We start from the raw sequence: 14,988 nt of genomic DNA, 5'->3' as shown, positions 1-14,988 counted from the left end.
GGGCCCGCAGGTCCTCCCGCGGTTCCAGTCCTCGTAGGTGTCCGGAACCTGATCACTAAAGACAATATAACCGGAATGGTGGAATTTGTCAACCTGTCTGATTTTTGCGTCAGATGTGCAAGATAACAAATGGCTGATATGGTCAGGAGGATTGTCAATGCATCCTAAACGTGTCGGCGGATAATTTCAATGTCACGGTATGTGAAAACAGCTGATCGTTGTTTACACCCGCAGGATCAAACCTGTAAGAATGGAGACACATCATGAAAGCGAACCATCGGCAAATTCTCACAGAATACGTTAAACAGCTTGAGAAGGGAATGTATTCTGCGTTTATTGACAGTTCTGTCAATACAAATCTCGCCTATAAGCCGGAATTCGTATCCAATAATTACCACGAAGGCAGGAAGGTCCTGTCGGCACTGGAGAATGAACTGCTTCAATGTGAAGAATTTTACATCAGTGTCGCTTTCATCACACTCGGCGGGATAACTCCTCTTCTTCAGACATTTAAGGAGTTAGAGGAGCGGGGGATTCCGGGCAAAATTCTCACCACCAATTACCTGAATTTCAGCGAACCCCGTGCCATCCAGAAGCTTCACGAGCTGTCAAATCTGGAAATACGAATGTACATGTCGGATGATGACGAGGGCTTCCATACGAAGGGGTATATTTTCAAGAATAAAGATGTATATCGGATCATCGTCGGAAGCTCCAATATGACGCTGACGGCTCTCACCAAAAATAAAGAATGGAATACGAAAATCATATCCACGGAATTCGGAGAATATTCCGAGCGTATTCTCACAGAATTCCAAGATCTTTGGGCTTCGGACAAAACCAGAGAATACCATTCGTTTATCGATGAATACCGAACAGCGTTTGAAATTTCAAGAAAACAGCGTCAGATCGCCCGGGACGCAATTCGGGAGAGCGGCGCGCTGGATTTTGAGTTGTACCGACTGAAACCTAATGCGATGCAGACCGCCTTTATAACCAGCCTGAGGGATTTGATGAAAAGAGGCGAAAAGAGGACACTTCTGATTTCTGCAACAGGCACAGGAAAGACTTATGCAGCCGCCTTCGCGATGAGAGAACTCAACCAGGAAAAGGTGCTATTTTTAGTTCATCGGGAGCAAATTGCAAAACAGGCACAAAAAAGCTTTCGTAAGGTTCTGGGCAGCAAAGTCTCCTATGGGATTATATCCGGAAACCAGAAGGAACCAGACGCAGATTATCTTTTTGCTACCGTTCAGACCATGTCAAGAGATGAAACACTGACCAATTTTTCAAAGCATCAGTTTCAGACCATCATCATTGATGAAGTTCACCGGGCAGGTGCTGCTTCCTATCAGAAAATTGTGGAATATTTTAAGCCTCAGCTTCTTTTGGGAATGACAGCTACACCGGAGAGAACCGATGGCTTTGATATTTACAGCCTGTTTGACCACAACATTGCGACGGAAATTCGCCTTCAGGATGCGATGGAAGAGAATCTGTTATGTCCATTTCATTATTTTGGCATCACAGAACTTGAGGTTAATGGGCAGGTCGCACACGATCTCCAGAACAACGAAACCCTGTCCCTCAGAGATTTTCAATATCTGACGGGAGAAGCCCGTGTAAAATATATCCTGCGAGAAGCAGATTATTATGGCTATAGTGGTAATCGTGTCAAAGGTATAATTTTTTGCAGTCGTAAGGATCTTGGACGAGAATTGTCCTGCAAAATGAATCAGATGGGAAAACAGACAGTTTTTCTGTCCGGTGAGGATTCTCAGTACGAAAGAGAGCAGGCAATCCGGCGCCTGACCAGCGATGACATGCCCAGGAACAGACAGCTCGACTATATCCTGACTGTTGATATATTTAATGAAGGCGTCGATATTCCTGAAATTAATCAGGTCATTCTGCTCCGGCCAACGGAAAGCCCGATCATCTTTGTGCAGCAGCTTGGAAGAGGTCTTCGGAAAGCGGTCGGAAAAGAATTTGTCGTGATTCTGGACTTTATCGGTGCCTATACCAATAATTACATGATTCCGATCGCACTATCCGGAGATCGTTCTTACAACAAGGATAACATCCGCCGCTATGTGCAGGAGGGATCCCGCATGATCCCGGGCTGCTCGACCATACACTTTGATGAAATTTCCCGTAAGAGAATCTTCAGTGCAATTGACAGCGTCAGACTGAACGACACAAAACTTCTTTACGATGCCTATCGGAAGTTAAAATACCAGCTCGGCAGAATCCCTTCACTGACGGATTTCTCTGCCTACGGTTCCGTTAACATAACAAAGTATTTTATGAAATTCAATTCCTATTACGGCTTTCTCAAAAAGTATGAACAGGAATATACAGTAAGACTGGACGCCACAGAAGAGCAGATCCTCGGATTTATCTCGAAAAAGCTTGCCTTTGGAAAACGTCCGGAAGAATTACTCATCCTTCGTGATATTCTTCATAACCACGGCTTCCATTTTCGTATAAAGGCTTATGCAGATGCCCTGTCACGGAGTGGAATCCGGGAAAAGGATGCAACCATTGCCTCTGCTGTTCGCAACCTGACAAATCGTTTTGCAAAAGACTCTGATCAGAAGAAGTTGTCTGCCTGTGTCTTTCTGGAAAAAACAAAAGAGGAAACCTACCAGGCTTCCACCGGATTTCTCCGGGTACTGAAAAATGACACGTTCCGAAAGATGATAGAAGAAACCGTGGAATTTGGTTTGCAGCAATATCAGAAGAACTACAACAACCGGTATAAGGATACGAATTTTCAATTGTACCGGAAGTATACATATGAAGAGGTCTGTCTTCTGCTGAACTGGGACAAAAACATGAACGCACAGAACCTGGGCGGATATTTTTATGACACACGAACGAAAACTCTTCCCGTATTCATCAACTATGACAAGACCGATGATGCCATCGCATATGAAGACCGTTTTCTTGCAGCGGACAGACTCATAGCACTATCCAAACACCCAAGAAAGATCACATCAAGCGATGCGGATCATTTTTACAAACGCACCGAAGCCGACCGCGAAAACCGGATTTTTCTTTTCCTTCGGAAAAATAAGGACGACCGGGAGGCAAAGGAGTTTTATTTCCTCGGTGAAATGCAGGCACAGGGAGATCCGAAACCTATCCGAATGAAATTTGATAAAGTCGATGAAACCGGAGCAGTCATCGGGACACGGATAGATGATGCTTTTGAGGTTGACTATCAGCTTGAGGTTCCGGTCCGTCAGGATCTTTACAATTATATTGTGAAAGAATGATACTATTCGTCAAAGGCCGGAAGGATACCCATCTGCTGAGATAAACAATACAGAAAGTGAGAATAAAAAATGGATACAAAACATGTGGTTGCCGCCGTGATCATTCATCATGGGAAAGTATACGCTACCCAGAGAGGCTACGGAGAATTTAAGGACAAATGGGAGTTCCCCGGAGGGAAGATAGAGCCCGGAGAGACTCCGCAGGAGGCACTCCGCCGGGAAATTCGCGAGGAACTTGATACCGAAATTTCGCCAGGCTCTCTGATCGATACCATCGAGATCGATTATCCTGGATTTCATCTGGTCATGGAATGCTATTATTGTACTGTTCGCAGTGGCAGCCTTACGCTTTTAGAACACGAGGCAGCCAGATGGCTGGATTCAGCTCATCTGGAAGATGTTGACTGGCTCCCGGCAGACCGTTCGCTTCTTCCGGAGATCCGGAAGCATCTGGATCGCCACCTTTGAGTCCGGGTATCCTGCCTGCGGAGCAACAGGCAAGGACAAGATGGTTTCACCGCAAAAGCTTTACGAAGTCCTTGATCATGTGATAGGATTTGAAAAGGATCTGGTTGGCAAGCGGATCCTGGTCTCAGCCGGTCCAACCCGAGAGGCTTTGGATCCCGTTCGTTTTCTCACCAATCATCCACAAGAGTTTCACGATGACAGACAAACCACATAACACGACGGAAAAATAGAATGAAACTATACTTCGCACCGATGGAGGGGATCACCGGAAGGGTTTACCGACAGGTACATCACCGGTTTTTCCCCGGGATAGATAAATATTATACGCCCTTTCTTTCCGTGACCAGAGATCTGAAGATGAAGGGTAGGGACAAAAAGGAACTGGATCCGGCAGAAAATCCGGACATTTTTCTGGTCCCCCAGTTTCTCGGGAACGATCCGGAGGCTTTCCGCAAAGGAATTCAATACGCGGGAAAACTCGGGTATTCCGAGATTAATATCAACTTGGGATGTCCTTCAAAGACCGTGACCGCCAAGAAGAAGGGATCCGGCCTCCTCGACGAACCGGAACTTCTGACAAGACTTCTCGACGGTGTATTCGAAGAGACCGAACAGAATTCTTCCGGCAGATCGTCGGGCTTCGAAAATCCGGGACTGAATTCTTCCGACAGATCCTCCGTCTTCGAAAATCCGGGACTGAATTCTTCCGGCAGTTCCCCGGGCCCGGACAGGAAAATGCAGATTTCAATCAAAACCAGACTAGGGGTCAGCGATCCGGAAGAGGTATTTTCTCTTCTGGAGATATACAATCGTTACCCCATTTCAGAGCTGACCATTCACCCGCGAGTGAGAGACGAGGGCTACCAGGGACGGGTACATCTGGATTACTTCGAAGAATGCCTTCGCAGATCAGAAAATCCGGTCTGTTACAACGGAGATATCCGGACAGTACGCGACTATGAGCAGATTGCAGAGAAATTTCCAGAAGTACATGCAGTAATGATCGGTCGCGGACTCGTCGGAAATCCGGCGCTGGTGCGCGAAATCCGCGGAGGAGATTCTCTGACCATGGAGGAGCTGAAGCTTTTCCACGATTCCATCCTGGAATCCTTTATGGAGGCATTTCAGGGTGACGAATACGTGTCCATCCGGCATATGCTGGAGCTGTGGCCATTCATGAAAGAGAATTTCCCGGATTCTGACCGTCTGATTCATAAGCTTTATAAGACAAAGAGACTTTCAGAGTATCGGACGGCTGCTGACAGAGTCTTCTGTGGATGACTCTGCTTGACAGACCTTATTTCCGATAAAAGCAGCTTAATTCGTCAGCTTAAATCAGCAGTACAAATGCAGATCGATGCACGCAGCATGAAAAATTGTAGAAAGGACTCAAAATTATGCAGGGAATTATGGAACTGTTCTCCAATGCGGGGAACATCACATGGCAGATGGCTGTCATGTGGATCATTGGAGGTATTTTGATCTATCTGGGCATCGTAAAAAAAATGGAGCCTTCTTTACTGGTACCAATGGGATTCGGCGCAGTTCTGGTGAATCTTCCGATGTCGGGAGCAGTCACGCAGACAATCAATGGTGTACTGACACAGGGGCCTCTCGATACCCTCTTCAATGCAGGAATTTCCAATGAGATCTTTCTGCTCCTGCTCTTTATCGGCATTGGAGCCATGATCGACTTTACGCCGCTTCTGTCCAATCCGCTGATGATGCTGTTCGGTGCAGCAGCCCAGTTCGGCATTTTTTTCACGCTGAGTCTGGCGGCCCTCTTTGGCTTCAGCCTGCAGGATGCCGCTTCCGTCGGCATCATAGGAGCGGCAGACGGACCGACCTCCATCTTTGTCGCCAACTATTTTCACTCCAGATACCTCGGAGCGATTATCGTTGCGGCCTACTCCTATATGGCGCTTGTGCCGATCATTCAGCCGCCGGTCATCCGGGCGGTGACGACCAAAAAGGAACGCGCCATGCACATGTCCTACAATCCGCAGAGTGTGTCAAAACCGGTGAAAATTCTGTTCCCGGTCTGCATCACCATTATCGCGGGAATTGTAGCACCTCGATCTGTCGCCCTGGTGGGCTTTCTGATGTTCGGAAATCTCGTCCGTGAGTGCGGTGTTCTGGATTCGCTTTCCGATACGGCCCAGCACTCCCTCGCCAACATCATCACTCTGATGCTTGGGATCACAGTGGCATCACAGATGCGTTCAGAAGACTTTCTCAATATCAGGACTCTGCTGATCCTCCTTCTCGGACTCATTGCGTTTATCTTTGACACCGTCGGAGGCGTACTTTTCGCAAAACTCCTGAACCTGTTTCTGCCAAAGAACAAAAAAGTCAACCCGATGATCGGAGCCTGCGGCATATCCGCCTTTCCGATGTCTGCCAGAGTCATCACACAAATGGGCATCAAAGAGGACCCTTCCAATGTTCTGATCATGCAGGCCACAGGCGTCAACGTCTCCGGCCAGATCGCATCCGTTATCGCAGGCGGTCTGATCCTGAGCCTTGTACCGCTGGCATGACCGCGCGAACGTTTTTCTTAACGTTTTTCTTATAGAGTTTCACTTATAAATGCCCTCTCTTTGAACAGGCTGATGAAATTCCTGAAGAACTCAGCGGAAACATTGAAAAAACAGATACCTCTCTGAAGAGGACTCTGAAAGGAGATCGAAAATGAATACATTTCTTGGATCACTGAAGGTTATGGGCCTCGGGATGCTCGGAATCTTTATTGTCACCATTGTGCTGATTGTCATCATGATGCTTCTCACAAAGATCTTTCCCGCCAGGAAAAACGGCGCTGACAGCACAGAGGTTCCCACCGCGGAACAGAAAGCTGCCTGCAGTCAGACGAATGACACAGACCAGTGAATCATAGCCACACAAACAGTACAGACCGGTGAAACGCACTCACACAAACGGCGCACACCGTTGGAACGCAGACAGAACCGCTTCGCGCGTAATACGCGCGGCGGTGCTGTCTGCGTTTTTTTCTTATTCCTTTGAACAACTTCCTGCAAACAACGGAATCTCTCACCTGTGCTTTCGGTTCACATCCATTGATCTGGCAGGAATAACACGCCTCACGGGAAGCCCGTAAATCCGTAAATAATGCACAAAATATGTTTCTATAAAGCTGATATTTATGTTATAATTTTAAAATCCATCATTTAAGGGGCATATTGTACATGAATAATGACGAATTCAAAGTGATTGAAGTTAAGAACCGCATTATGGAGGACAATGACAGCATCGCGGATGCGGTGCGATCCAGGATGAGAGAAAAGGGAGTCTTTCTGATCAATCTCATGGCTTCACCAGGAGCCGGCAAGACAACACTTCTTGCGCGCACGATCCGGGAGCTGAAAGACACATACCGCATCGGTGTGATGGAAGCGGATGTAGACAGCGACGTAGATGCAAGGACGGTGGCAGAGGCCGGCGCAAAGGTCATTCAGGTTCATACCGGAGGCTCCTGTCACATGGATGCCGTGATGACACAAAAAGGCCTTGATGAGATGGGCGTGGACGGCCTGGATCTTGTATTTCTCGAAAATGTCGGTAATCTTGTCTGCCCGGCAGAGTTCGATGTGGGTGCGGATAAGCGGGTGATGATTCTCAGCGTGCCGGAAGGCGATGACAAACCGCTGAAGTATCCGCTGATGTTTCAGGTAAGCGACTTACTTGTGGTCAGCAAGTCGGATACGGCTGCGATCTTCGATTTTGATTTTGACAGGCTGCGCGAAAATGTCTCCGCACAGCGGAAAAAAGCAGATAGGCGCTCAGCGGAGATGCCGGTTCTTCCTCTTTCAGCAAAGACGGGAGAGGGCTTTGATGCCTGGATCAGCTGGCTGAAGCGGGAGGTGAATACGCGATGAAGGTAATCGAACTGCACGAGAGCGTGACCGCGTCAAATGACCGTGATGCAGAAACACTTCGTGAAGAGATGAAGAGAAGAGGAACGCTGCTGATCAATTTGATGAGCAGTCCGGGTTCCGGCAAGACGACACTGCTGGCGCGAACGATCCGCGATCTTCAGGACGAGTGCAGTGGCGAGGACAGTGGCGATGCCGGAAACCGAAGATCGGATGACAAGCTGAAGATCGCCGTGCTGGAGGCCGATATCGATTCCGATGTGGATGCCAGGCGGATGGACCGTCTGGGAGCGAAGACAATTCAGGTCCACACCGACGGCATGTGTCACATGGACGCAGGAATGACGGCAAGAGGACTTGGTGAACTGGGATATGAGGGCATCGATCTGGCTTTTCTGGAAAATGTCGGAAACCTGATCTGCCCGGCCGAATTCGATACCGGAGCAGGAAAAAATGTCATGATACTCAGCGTCCCAGAGGGCGACGACAAACCGCTGAAGTATCCGCTGATGTTCCGAACCAGCGATGCGCTCGTCATCTCGAAGATTGACGCGCTGCCGTATTTTGATTTTGACATGGACGCCTGCATACAGCGGGTAAGAGCTCTTCATCCCGCCATACAGATCTTTCCCGTCTCGGCGAAAACCGGAGAGGGGATGGCCGCATGGGAGGAATGGCTTCGAAACGCCGTACATAACTGGAAGTCCGGCGTCTGAAGCACTTATGACCGGAGATATCCTGTGTCTGAAAACCTGATGACCAGATATCCTGTGTCTGAAGTCCTCATGGCCAGATAGACTGTGTCTGAAGTCCTCATGGCCAGATATTCCGTGTCTGACTTATATCTAAGCGTCTGATTTACAAAGCCGCCGGATCAGGAACAGTGCCGGCTTTCGGGGGAATGCCGCGCACGAGAGAAGAAAAGGAGAGGATTTTATATGAACGAACAGAAGAACCGAATGACGAACGAACGTGATTACCGGCTTCCGGAGAATTTTGTCTATCCGGACAGAGAAAAGCTGAAGCTGCTGATTCGTCTGGCTGGTATGATTACGGACCGTTATGTGGCAAAATACACCCATACCATTCGTCCGGACGACCCGGAGGTCTGGTGCCTCGATGAGGTCATGAACAAGGATGAAGTAAAGTTCATGCTCAGTTTCAAGAAACCCAGGACAAACTACAGCCACGCGCAGCTTGTGAAAATGAACCCTGCGTTTACAGAGACGCAGATCGATAAAATGCTGGAACACCTGATGTGGGTCGGCTGTATTGAGACAAATCGTGAGAACCCGGCAAAAGAGCTGTGGTACGATGTACCGATTTTTGTTCCGGGCATCGCCGAGTTCATGGTCATGAACGATAAGCTGATGGCAGAGCACCCGAATATCGCGACATTTTTTAACCTGATGACCCAGATGCCCCTGGAGGGCATTACTCCCATGGTTCCCATGGGCGGCGCGGGCATCGGCATGCATGTCATCCCCGTAGAAAAAGCGATCGAATCCGTTTCCACATCCGTACCGCTTGAGCATATCTCGCATTGGCTGGATAAATATGAGGGCAAGCTTTCCATCGGTGTCTGCACCTGCCGCCGGCAGCAGCGCATCCGCGGAGAGGGCGATGGTTCGATCGAGCAGGAGTGCTGCATCGGCCTTGGCGATCTCGCCGAGTGGTGCGTGAATACCGGCCGCGGCCATTATATTACGAAGGAGGAGGCGCTGGAGGCCTGCGAGAGGGCAGAGCGGCATGGATTTGTCCATCAGACTACGAATATTGACGGCGAAGATAAAATCGTCGGACTCTGCAACTGTGCGCCCGGTGTCTGCAATGCGATCCGCACTTCTCAGCTCTACAATACCCCAAATATGTCCCGTTCCGCATATCGTGCGCATGTAAAGAAGGAAAACTGCGTAGCCTGCGGAAAGTGTGTGGAGGTATGTCCGGTCGGTGCGGCCAAACTCGGTCAGAAGCTCTGCAAAAAGGACGGAAGTGAGGTGAAATACCCGCTGACGCTGTTGCCGGATGAAACACGCTGGACTGCGGACAACTGGAACATTCATTACCGTGAGGACGCGAAGATTAATTGCTATGACACCGGAACTTCCCCCTGTAAGACGGCTTGTCCGGCGCATATTGCGGTTCAGGGCTATGTGAAGATGGCAAAAGAAGGCAGATACGCGGACGCGCTGAATCTCATTCGTCAGGATAATCCGTTCCCGGCTGTCTGCGGAGCCATCTGTAACCGCCGCTGTGAGGATGCCTGCACGAGAAGTACGGTGGACAGCCCTGTCGCGATCGACGAGATCAAGAAATTTGTCGCGCAGCAGGAGATCGATCCCGCTTTCCGCAAATCTATCCTTCCCATATGCGAGCGTGACGAGGGCGGCTTCTGGGACGATAATTATAAAATGGCAGTGATCGGTTCCGGCCCTGCTGGCATGTCCTGCGCTTATTACCTCCGGACCAAAGGATATCCGGTCACAATTTTTGAAAAGGAAGAAAAACCCGGCGGAATGCTCACGTACGGGATGCCGTCCTTCCGTCTCTCAAAGAATCTCGTCGATGCGGAGATCGATATGCTCCGCGAAATGGGAATTGAGTTCCGCTGCGGTGTAGAAATCGGAAAGGATGTCAGCATAGCCGATCTCAGAGCACAGGGATATCGCGCCTTTTACGTATCCATCGGTCTCTCAGGCGGCAGAAGCGCCGGTGTGCCCGGAGAGGATGCCGCGGGTGTAGAGTCCGGTATAGGCTTCCTGAATCGCGTGAATCGCGATCACAGCGTAAAACTGACCGGAAATGTGGTTGTGATAGGCGGCGGCAACGTAGCCGTCGATGTAGCAAGGACAGCACAGCGTGTGACAGACGGACACATCACCATGATCTGTCTGGAAGGCGCAGATGAAATGCCTGCCGCTGCCGATGAGGTTGAAGACGCAAAGGCCGAGGGCATTGAAGTGAAGAACGGATGGGGTCCGAAGGAGATCCTGACAGAAGATGGAAAGGTAACCGGCGTTGTGTTCAAGAAATGCACCCGGGTCAAGAACCCCGACGGACGCTTTGATCCCCAGTATGACGAAGAAACAACAATCACCGTTCCCTGCAAGAACGTACTGGAGGCAATTGGCCAGTCTGCTGTCTGGGGCGATCTTCTGAAAGGTACAAAAGCACAGACACGGCGAGGCGGCACCATTATCTGCGACCCGGTTACCTTCCAGACCGGAGAACCGGACATTTTCGCCGGAGGCGATATCAACCACGGCGCCCGTTTCGCCATTGACGCCATTGCCGACGGCAAGAAGGGAGCGGAATCTATGCACCGCTTCGTACATGAAGGTCAGTCGCTCACGATTGCCCGTGATCTCCGGGAATTCATCGAGCTCGACAAAGAGGATATCACAGTTCCTCTCGGCTATGATCACGCCAAACGCTGCGTCCCTGGATCCCGTAAGGTCGAGGACCGTTTCGACGATACAAGACTTCCGCTGACCGAAGAGCAGGTACATCAGGAGGCGGACCGCTGTCTCGGATGCGGCGCAACAACAGTTGATATCAACCGCTGCATCGGATGCGGCCTGTGCACCACCCGCTGTGAATTCGATGCGATCCATCTGGAGCGGGACCTTCCGGACTGCAGCAGCTTCTTCCGTTCTGAAGATAAGATGAAGGCGATCGCGCCTTATGCAATGAAGCGGGAAATTAAAATCATCCGAAAGGAAGCCCGCGAAAAAAAGGCAGCGCGCAGGTGACGGAGAACGGCTATGCATGAAATGGGAATCGTAACTCATCTCGCGAAGACACTGGATGATCTCGCAAAGGAACAGAACATTACGAAAATCGGTTCTGTCACACTGCAGGTCGGAGAGGTCTCCGGCATCATGACGGACTATTTCACCGACTGCTGGGACTACTTCAAGGTGCGCCATCCCGTATTAAAGTCGGCAGAACTGAAGCTTGAGACGATCCCTGCAGTGACCTGGTGCAATCACTGCAGAAGAACCTACCAGACCGTAGAGTACGGACGGGAATGCCCCTACTGTCACAGTGGAGAGACATGGCTCCTCAAGGGAAATGAATGTATCATTAAGGAAATCGAGGCCGAGTAAATCAATTAAATTCGGTTCACACAAGAAGAAACCGGAAATCTGAAAACGAGATAAAACACGCTGCGCGAGTTTTATCTCGCTATCGCGACGCTCGCCGCACACGAATACTTCGCATTCGGCTGCGGCTCACTGTTCGCGTAAATAAAAGTTCCGGAAAGGAACGGTTGACAAATGGAGCAGCTTCGGATAGGCATATGTGAAGATAATAAGGAATCACGCATCCGGCTTCTGAATATGGTGACGGATTCCGCAGAAAAAATAACCGCAGAGGCGTTTGAAAGCGCTGAAGATCTGCTGGATCATTTTTTTCCCGGGAAATTCGATCTTCTGATACTTGACATCTATATGGAACGGATGACCGGAATTGACGCGCTGGAACAGATCCGCAGAAAGGATACACGCGTAGTGGCAGCCATTGCCACAACCAGTCAGGATTTTGCGCTGGAATCCTATCGTCTTCGTGCCGCCCGTTATCTGGAGAAACCTGTAAAACCGGAGGATATCCGGGAACTGATCCAGGATGTTATTCACAAGAAGGAATCTGAGCCTCATTTCGAATGTGAATCGGTACGTGAGAGGATACGAGTGCCTTTTGACTGCATTCTCTTTGCAGAACAGAGAGGGAAAAGCATCTGTCTGCACATGGATGACGGAAAAGAACTGATCTTCCGCGGAAAACTGGATGACGAGATAAACAAATTCCCGGAGAAGTATTTTTTCCGCTGCCATAAGAGCTTTCTGGTCAACCTCTCGAAGATTTGCGGAATAGACCGCGAGCTGCTGACCTTTGTCATGCAGGGCGGCGAACAGGTTCATATTCACCGACAGGGATTTTTTGCCGCAAAAAGAGCATATGAACATTATCTTTTTTCCATTGCTGAAGGATGGAAACAGGAAGGACAGGGGGCGGACGAGTAGACGGATGCCGTTCCCTGGAAGAATGGGATGAAGCGGCATGCCCTATGAAGCTGAATGATCCGATCCGGGCATAGTTAAATATGCAATAAAAAAACACCCCATCCGTCAACCCGTCAAAATTAAATTTTCCCTTGACGAAAATAAAAAATTTGCTATAATAAAGTGAGTGCAAAAATACCCAAACAGTTGTATTTAGCACAATCTTACAACTGGAGGGAGGTTAGGTTTGGGCATATGGCAAACGTTATCGTAAAAGAGAACGAAACACTGGATAGCGCGTTACGTCGTTTCAAGAGAAGCTGCGCTAAGGCTGGAATCCAGCAGGAGATCCGTAAGAGAGAGCACTACGAGAAGCCGAGTGTTCGTCGCAAAAAGAAATCCGAAGCAGCAAGAAAACGTAAATATAATTAATTTGCACATGAAAAGCTCTGACATGTAAATGCCAGAGCTTTCTTCGTTTTATTTATATTCATGAAAAGATACAAAGATACCCGCTACAACCTCAATCTCAAAAAACCCGGACTTCCCTCAGGCACGCTTACCGTCTGTTTCTTCACTGACATGCACAATTGCTGCAGTCCTGAGGAAATCTCCCGCATCGAAACCATTCTGCAGAGAAACCGCCCGGATCTCATTCTGTGCGGCGGAGACAGCATTATCGGGAAGCCCGGATACCCTGTCGCTCCCGCGGCTGATTTTCTCACCTGTCTTGCCGGGAAATGGGCCTCTGCTCATGAGAACGGAGATCCTGCAGGAAATATCTATCTCGCCATGGGCAATCACGAATATCGCACACGGATCTACCCGGAGGTGTACGGCGACATGTATACCCGCTACCAGCGCGCTCTGCAGCAATCCGGACACCTCATTTTGCTCCAGAACGAATCGCGCGAATTCACCGTGCACGGCCTCCCGGTCTGCATCTGCGGCTTCAGCATGGATCGCCGCTACTATGGCAGAATCCATCACGAAAATCTCCCCTGTTCCGCGATTACAGAGGCTTTCCGTACAGATCAGAATCCCGGGACTCCTCCTTCAGACCGGATCAGTATTCTTCTCGCACACAGCCCATCCGGTATGGATGCCTATCTGGAATGGGGCGCTGATCTGACTCTCTGCGGACATTACCACGGGGGAGTCGCACGTTTTGGAAAGCACGGAGGGCTGATCAGCCCTGATCTCTGTCTTCTTACCGGAAAAGCCTACGGCTTATTCCAAAAAAACGGAAAAAGTGTTATAGTAAGTTCCGGCTGCGGAGAACACACCATCCCCGTCAGGATCCATAATCCGAGGGAGATCGTGACCGTAGTAATTCATGTAAATGAGAATTCTCAGTCCTGACAGCTTCCATTCAGAAAGGAAATCTCTTCGAAGTGGCAATATCTGTAAATCTCCAGGTATTTCAAGGTCCTCTGGATCTTCTCCTGCATCTCATTGACAAAAACAAAATAGATATCTATGATATTCCCATTTCTGAAATTACCGATCAGTATCTGGAATATGTCCGGCAGATGGACCACGAAGACATGAATGTCACCAGTGAATTCATGGTGATGGCGGCAACGCTGATCGACATCAAATGCCGGATGCTCCTTCCCAGAGAGGTCGATGAAGAAACCGGCGAGGAGATTGATCCGCGCGAAAACCTCGTGCAGCAGCTTCTTGAATACAAGGAATACAAGGAGATTTCCAGGCATCTGCGCGAATATGCGGAGGATGCGGGAGAGCTCGTCACGCGAAGGCAGCACCTTCCGAAGGAGGTGGCACGCTATTCGCCGCCGGTAGATCCGGCGCAGCTTCTGGACGGCGTCACACTGGAAAGGCTTCACGAAATCTTCGAATTCGTCCTGAAACGGCAGAAGGACAAAATCGACCCGATCCGGAGTAAATTCGGCCATATTGAAAGAGATGAGGTTTCTCTCCCCGACAAGCTGGATTATGTCCAGATCGTAACCCGCAAGAAGAGAAAGGTCTCCTTCCGGAGACTGCTGGAAAAACAGCCGACGAAAATGAACGCTGTTGTTACGTTCCTGGCAGTGCTTGAGCTCATGAAACTCGGCAAGATTCACTGCACCCAGGATGAGCTCTTCGGCGATATTGAAATTGAATCCCTGGAGAATGAACACGAAACCGCCCTCGCCGGAGATGCCTACCGGGAGGACGCAGGCAACAAACCTTTTAATGAACTGTTCTGAGAAAATGGTAATTGCAGATGGCAGAAGAAATAGAAACAAAAAAAACAAGCGAAAATAAAGAAACAGACCCGGATACTACACCTGAAACAACAGCTGATACAGCTCCCCGTTCCGAACCCGGTCA

At 49.5% G+C, this 14,988-nt stretch carries 14 protein-coding genes; all 14 read left to right on the top strand.

Features of this window, described 5'->3' with window-relative positions:
• The first annotated feature begins 263 nt into the window (after nucleotides 1–263).
• Nucleotides 264–3,281, top strand: a complete 3,018-nt coding sequence (locus tag ACTNDI_RS07460) for a DUF3427 domain-containing protein (RefSeq protein WP_441100304.1) — start codon at nucleotides 264–266, stop codon at nucleotides 3,279–3,281.
• A gap of 69 nt (nucleotides 3,282–3,350) precedes the next feature.
• Complete coding sequence (locus ACTNDI_RS07455) at nucleotides 3,351–3,749, top strand: (deoxy)nucleoside triphosphate pyrophosphohydrolase (protein WP_441100303.1); 399 nt, start codon at nucleotides 3,351–3,353, stop codon at nucleotides 3,747–3,749.
• Nucleotides 3,679–3,963 (top strand): phosphopantothenoylcysteine decarboxylase domain-containing protein, encoded by a 285-nt coding sequence (locus tag ACTNDI_RS07450; RefSeq protein WP_441100302.1) that lies wholly within the window; start codon nucleotides 3,679–3,681, stop codon nucleotides 3,961–3,963. The genes ACTNDI_RS07455 and ACTNDI_RS07450 overlap by 71 nt, the downstream gene beginning before the upstream one ends.
• A 17-nt stretch (nucleotides 3,964–3,980) precedes the next feature.
• Nucleotides 3,981–5,030, top strand: a complete 1,050-nt coding sequence (locus ACTNDI_RS07445) for a tRNA dihydrouridine synthase (RefSeq protein WP_441100301.1) — start codon at nucleotides 3,981–3,983, stop codon at nucleotides 5,028–5,030.
• A gap of 125 nt (nucleotides 5,031–5,155) precedes the next feature.
• Nucleotides 5,156–6,289, top strand: a complete 1,134-nt coding sequence (locus ACTNDI_RS07440) for a sodium ion-translocating decarboxylase subunit beta (protein WP_441100417.1) — start codon at nucleotides 5,156–5,158, stop codon at nucleotides 6,287–6,289.
• A 151-nt stretch (nucleotides 6,290–6,440) separates the two neighbouring features.
• A complete protein-coding gene (locus ACTNDI_RS07435) occupies nucleotides 6,441–6,638 on the top strand; it encodes an OadG family transporter subunit (protein ID WP_441100300.1) in 198 nt (65 codons plus the stop codon).
• A gap of 317 nt (nucleotides 6,639–6,955) precedes the next feature.
• Nucleotides 6,956–7,645 (top strand): hydrogenase nickel incorporation protein HypB, encoded by a 690-nt coding sequence (hypB, locus tag ACTNDI_RS07430; protein ID WP_441100299.1) that lies wholly within the window; start codon nucleotides 6,956–6,958, stop codon nucleotides 7,643–7,645.
• Nucleotides 7,642–8,358 carry a hydrogenase nickel incorporation protein HypB gene (gene hypB / locus ACTNDI_RS07425; protein WP_441100298.1) on the top strand — a complete coding sequence of 239 codons (717 nt, stop codon included), beginning with the start codon at nucleotides 7,642–7,644 and terminating at the stop codon, nucleotides 8,356–8,358. The genes hypB (ACTNDI_RS07430) and hypB (ACTNDI_RS07425) overlap by 4 nt, the downstream gene beginning before the upstream one ends.
• 243 nt (nucleotides 8,359–8,601) lie before the next feature.
• A complete protein-coding gene (locus ACTNDI_RS07420; RefSeq protein WP_441100416.1) occupies nucleotides 8,602–11,394 on the top strand; it encodes an FAD-dependent oxidoreductase in 2,793 nt (930 codons plus the stop codon).
• 12 nt (nucleotides 11,395–11,406) lie between these two features.
• Nucleotides 11,407–11,751, top strand: coding sequence for a hydrogenase maturation nickel metallochaperone HypA (locus tag ACTNDI_RS07415; protein ID WP_441100297.1), 345 nt, complete (start codon nucleotides 11,407–11,409; stop codon nucleotides 11,749–11,751).
• 171 nt (nucleotides 11,752–11,922) lie between these two features.
• Nucleotides 11,923–12,669, top strand: a complete 747-nt coding sequence (locus ACTNDI_RS07410; protein ID WP_441100296.1) for a LytR/AlgR family response regulator transcription factor — start codon at nucleotides 11,923–11,925, stop codon at nucleotides 12,667–12,669.
• Nucleotides 12,670–12,903: 234 nt separating this feature from the next.
• Nucleotides 12,904–13,080 (top strand): 30S ribosomal protein S21, encoded by a 177-nt coding sequence (gene rpsU / locus ACTNDI_RS07405; protein WP_004602251.1) that lies wholly within the window; start codon nucleotides 12,904–12,906, stop codon nucleotides 13,078–13,080.
• A gap of 60 nt (nucleotides 13,081–13,140) precedes the next feature.
• Nucleotides 13,141–14,010 carry a metallophosphoesterase gene (locus ACTNDI_RS07400; protein ID WP_441100295.1) on the top strand — a complete coding sequence of 290 codons (870 nt, stop codon included), beginning with the start codon at nucleotides 13,141–13,143 and terminating at the stop codon, nucleotides 14,008–14,010.
• A gap of 32 nt (nucleotides 14,011–14,042) precedes the next feature.
• Complete coding sequence (locus ACTNDI_RS07395) at nucleotides 14,043–14,864, top strand: segregation and condensation protein A (protein ID WP_441100294.1); 822 nt, start codon at nucleotides 14,043–14,045, stop codon at nucleotides 14,862–14,864.
• Nucleotides 14,865–14,988: the final 124 nt, after the last annotated feature.

It is taken from the genome of Bilifractor sp. HCP3S3_D3 (assembly GCF_052063915.1).
GTDB lineage: Bacteria > Bacillota > Clostridia > Lachnospirales > Lachnospiraceae > Bilifractor.
Note: the sequence above shows the minus strand (reverse complement) of the source record. Positions and strands in the feature narration are given on the sequence as shown.

Excerpts from the sequence above, each read along its gene's own strand:
- ACTNDI_RS07420 (WP_441100416.1), top strand. The coding sequence starts at position 8,602 with ATGACGAACGAACGTGATTACCGGCTTCCGGAGAATTTTGTCTATCCG.
- hypB (WP_441100299.1), top strand. The coding sequence starts at position 6,956 with ATGAATAATGACGAATTCAAAGTGATTGAAGTTAAGAACCGCATTATG.
- ACTNDI_RS07410 (WP_441100296.1), top strand. The coding sequence starts at position 11,923 with ATGGAGCAGCTTCGGATAGGCATATGTGAAGATAATAAGGAATCACGC.
- ACTNDI_RS07435 (WP_441100300.1), top strand. The coding sequence starts at position 6,441 with ATGAATACATTTCTTGGATCACTGAAGGTTATGGGCCTCGGGATGCTC.
- ACTNDI_RS07460 (WP_441100304.1), top strand. The coding sequence starts at position 264 with ATGAAAGCGAACCATCGGCAAATTCTCACAGAATACGTTAAACAGCTT.
- rpsU (WP_004602251.1), top strand. The coding sequence starts at position 12,904 with ATGGCAAACGTTATCGTAAAAGAGAACGAAACACTGGATAGCGCGTTA.
- ACTNDI_RS07415 (WP_441100297.1), top strand. The coding sequence starts at position 11,407 with ATGCATGAAATGGGAATCGTAACTCATCTCGCGAAGACACTGGATGAT.
- ACTNDI_RS07445 (WP_441100301.1), top strand. The coding sequence starts at position 3,981 with ATGAAACTATACTTCGCACCGATGGAGGGGATCACCGGAAGGGTTTAC.
- ACTNDI_RS07455 (WP_441100303.1), top strand. The coding sequence starts at position 3,351 with ATGGATACAAAACATGTGGTTGCCGCCGTGATCATTCATCATGGGAAA.
- ACTNDI_RS07450 (WP_441100302.1), top strand. The coding sequence starts at position 3,679 with ATGTTGACTGGCTCCCGGCAGACCGTTCGCTTCTTCCGGAGATCCGGA.
- ACTNDI_RS07400 (WP_441100295.1), top strand. The coding sequence starts at position 13,141 with ATGAAAAGATACAAAGATACCCGCTACAACCTCAATCTCAAAAAACCC.
- hypB (WP_441100298.1), top strand. The coding sequence starts at position 7,642 with ATGAAGGTAATCGAACTGCACGAGAGCGTGACCGCGTCAAATGACCGT.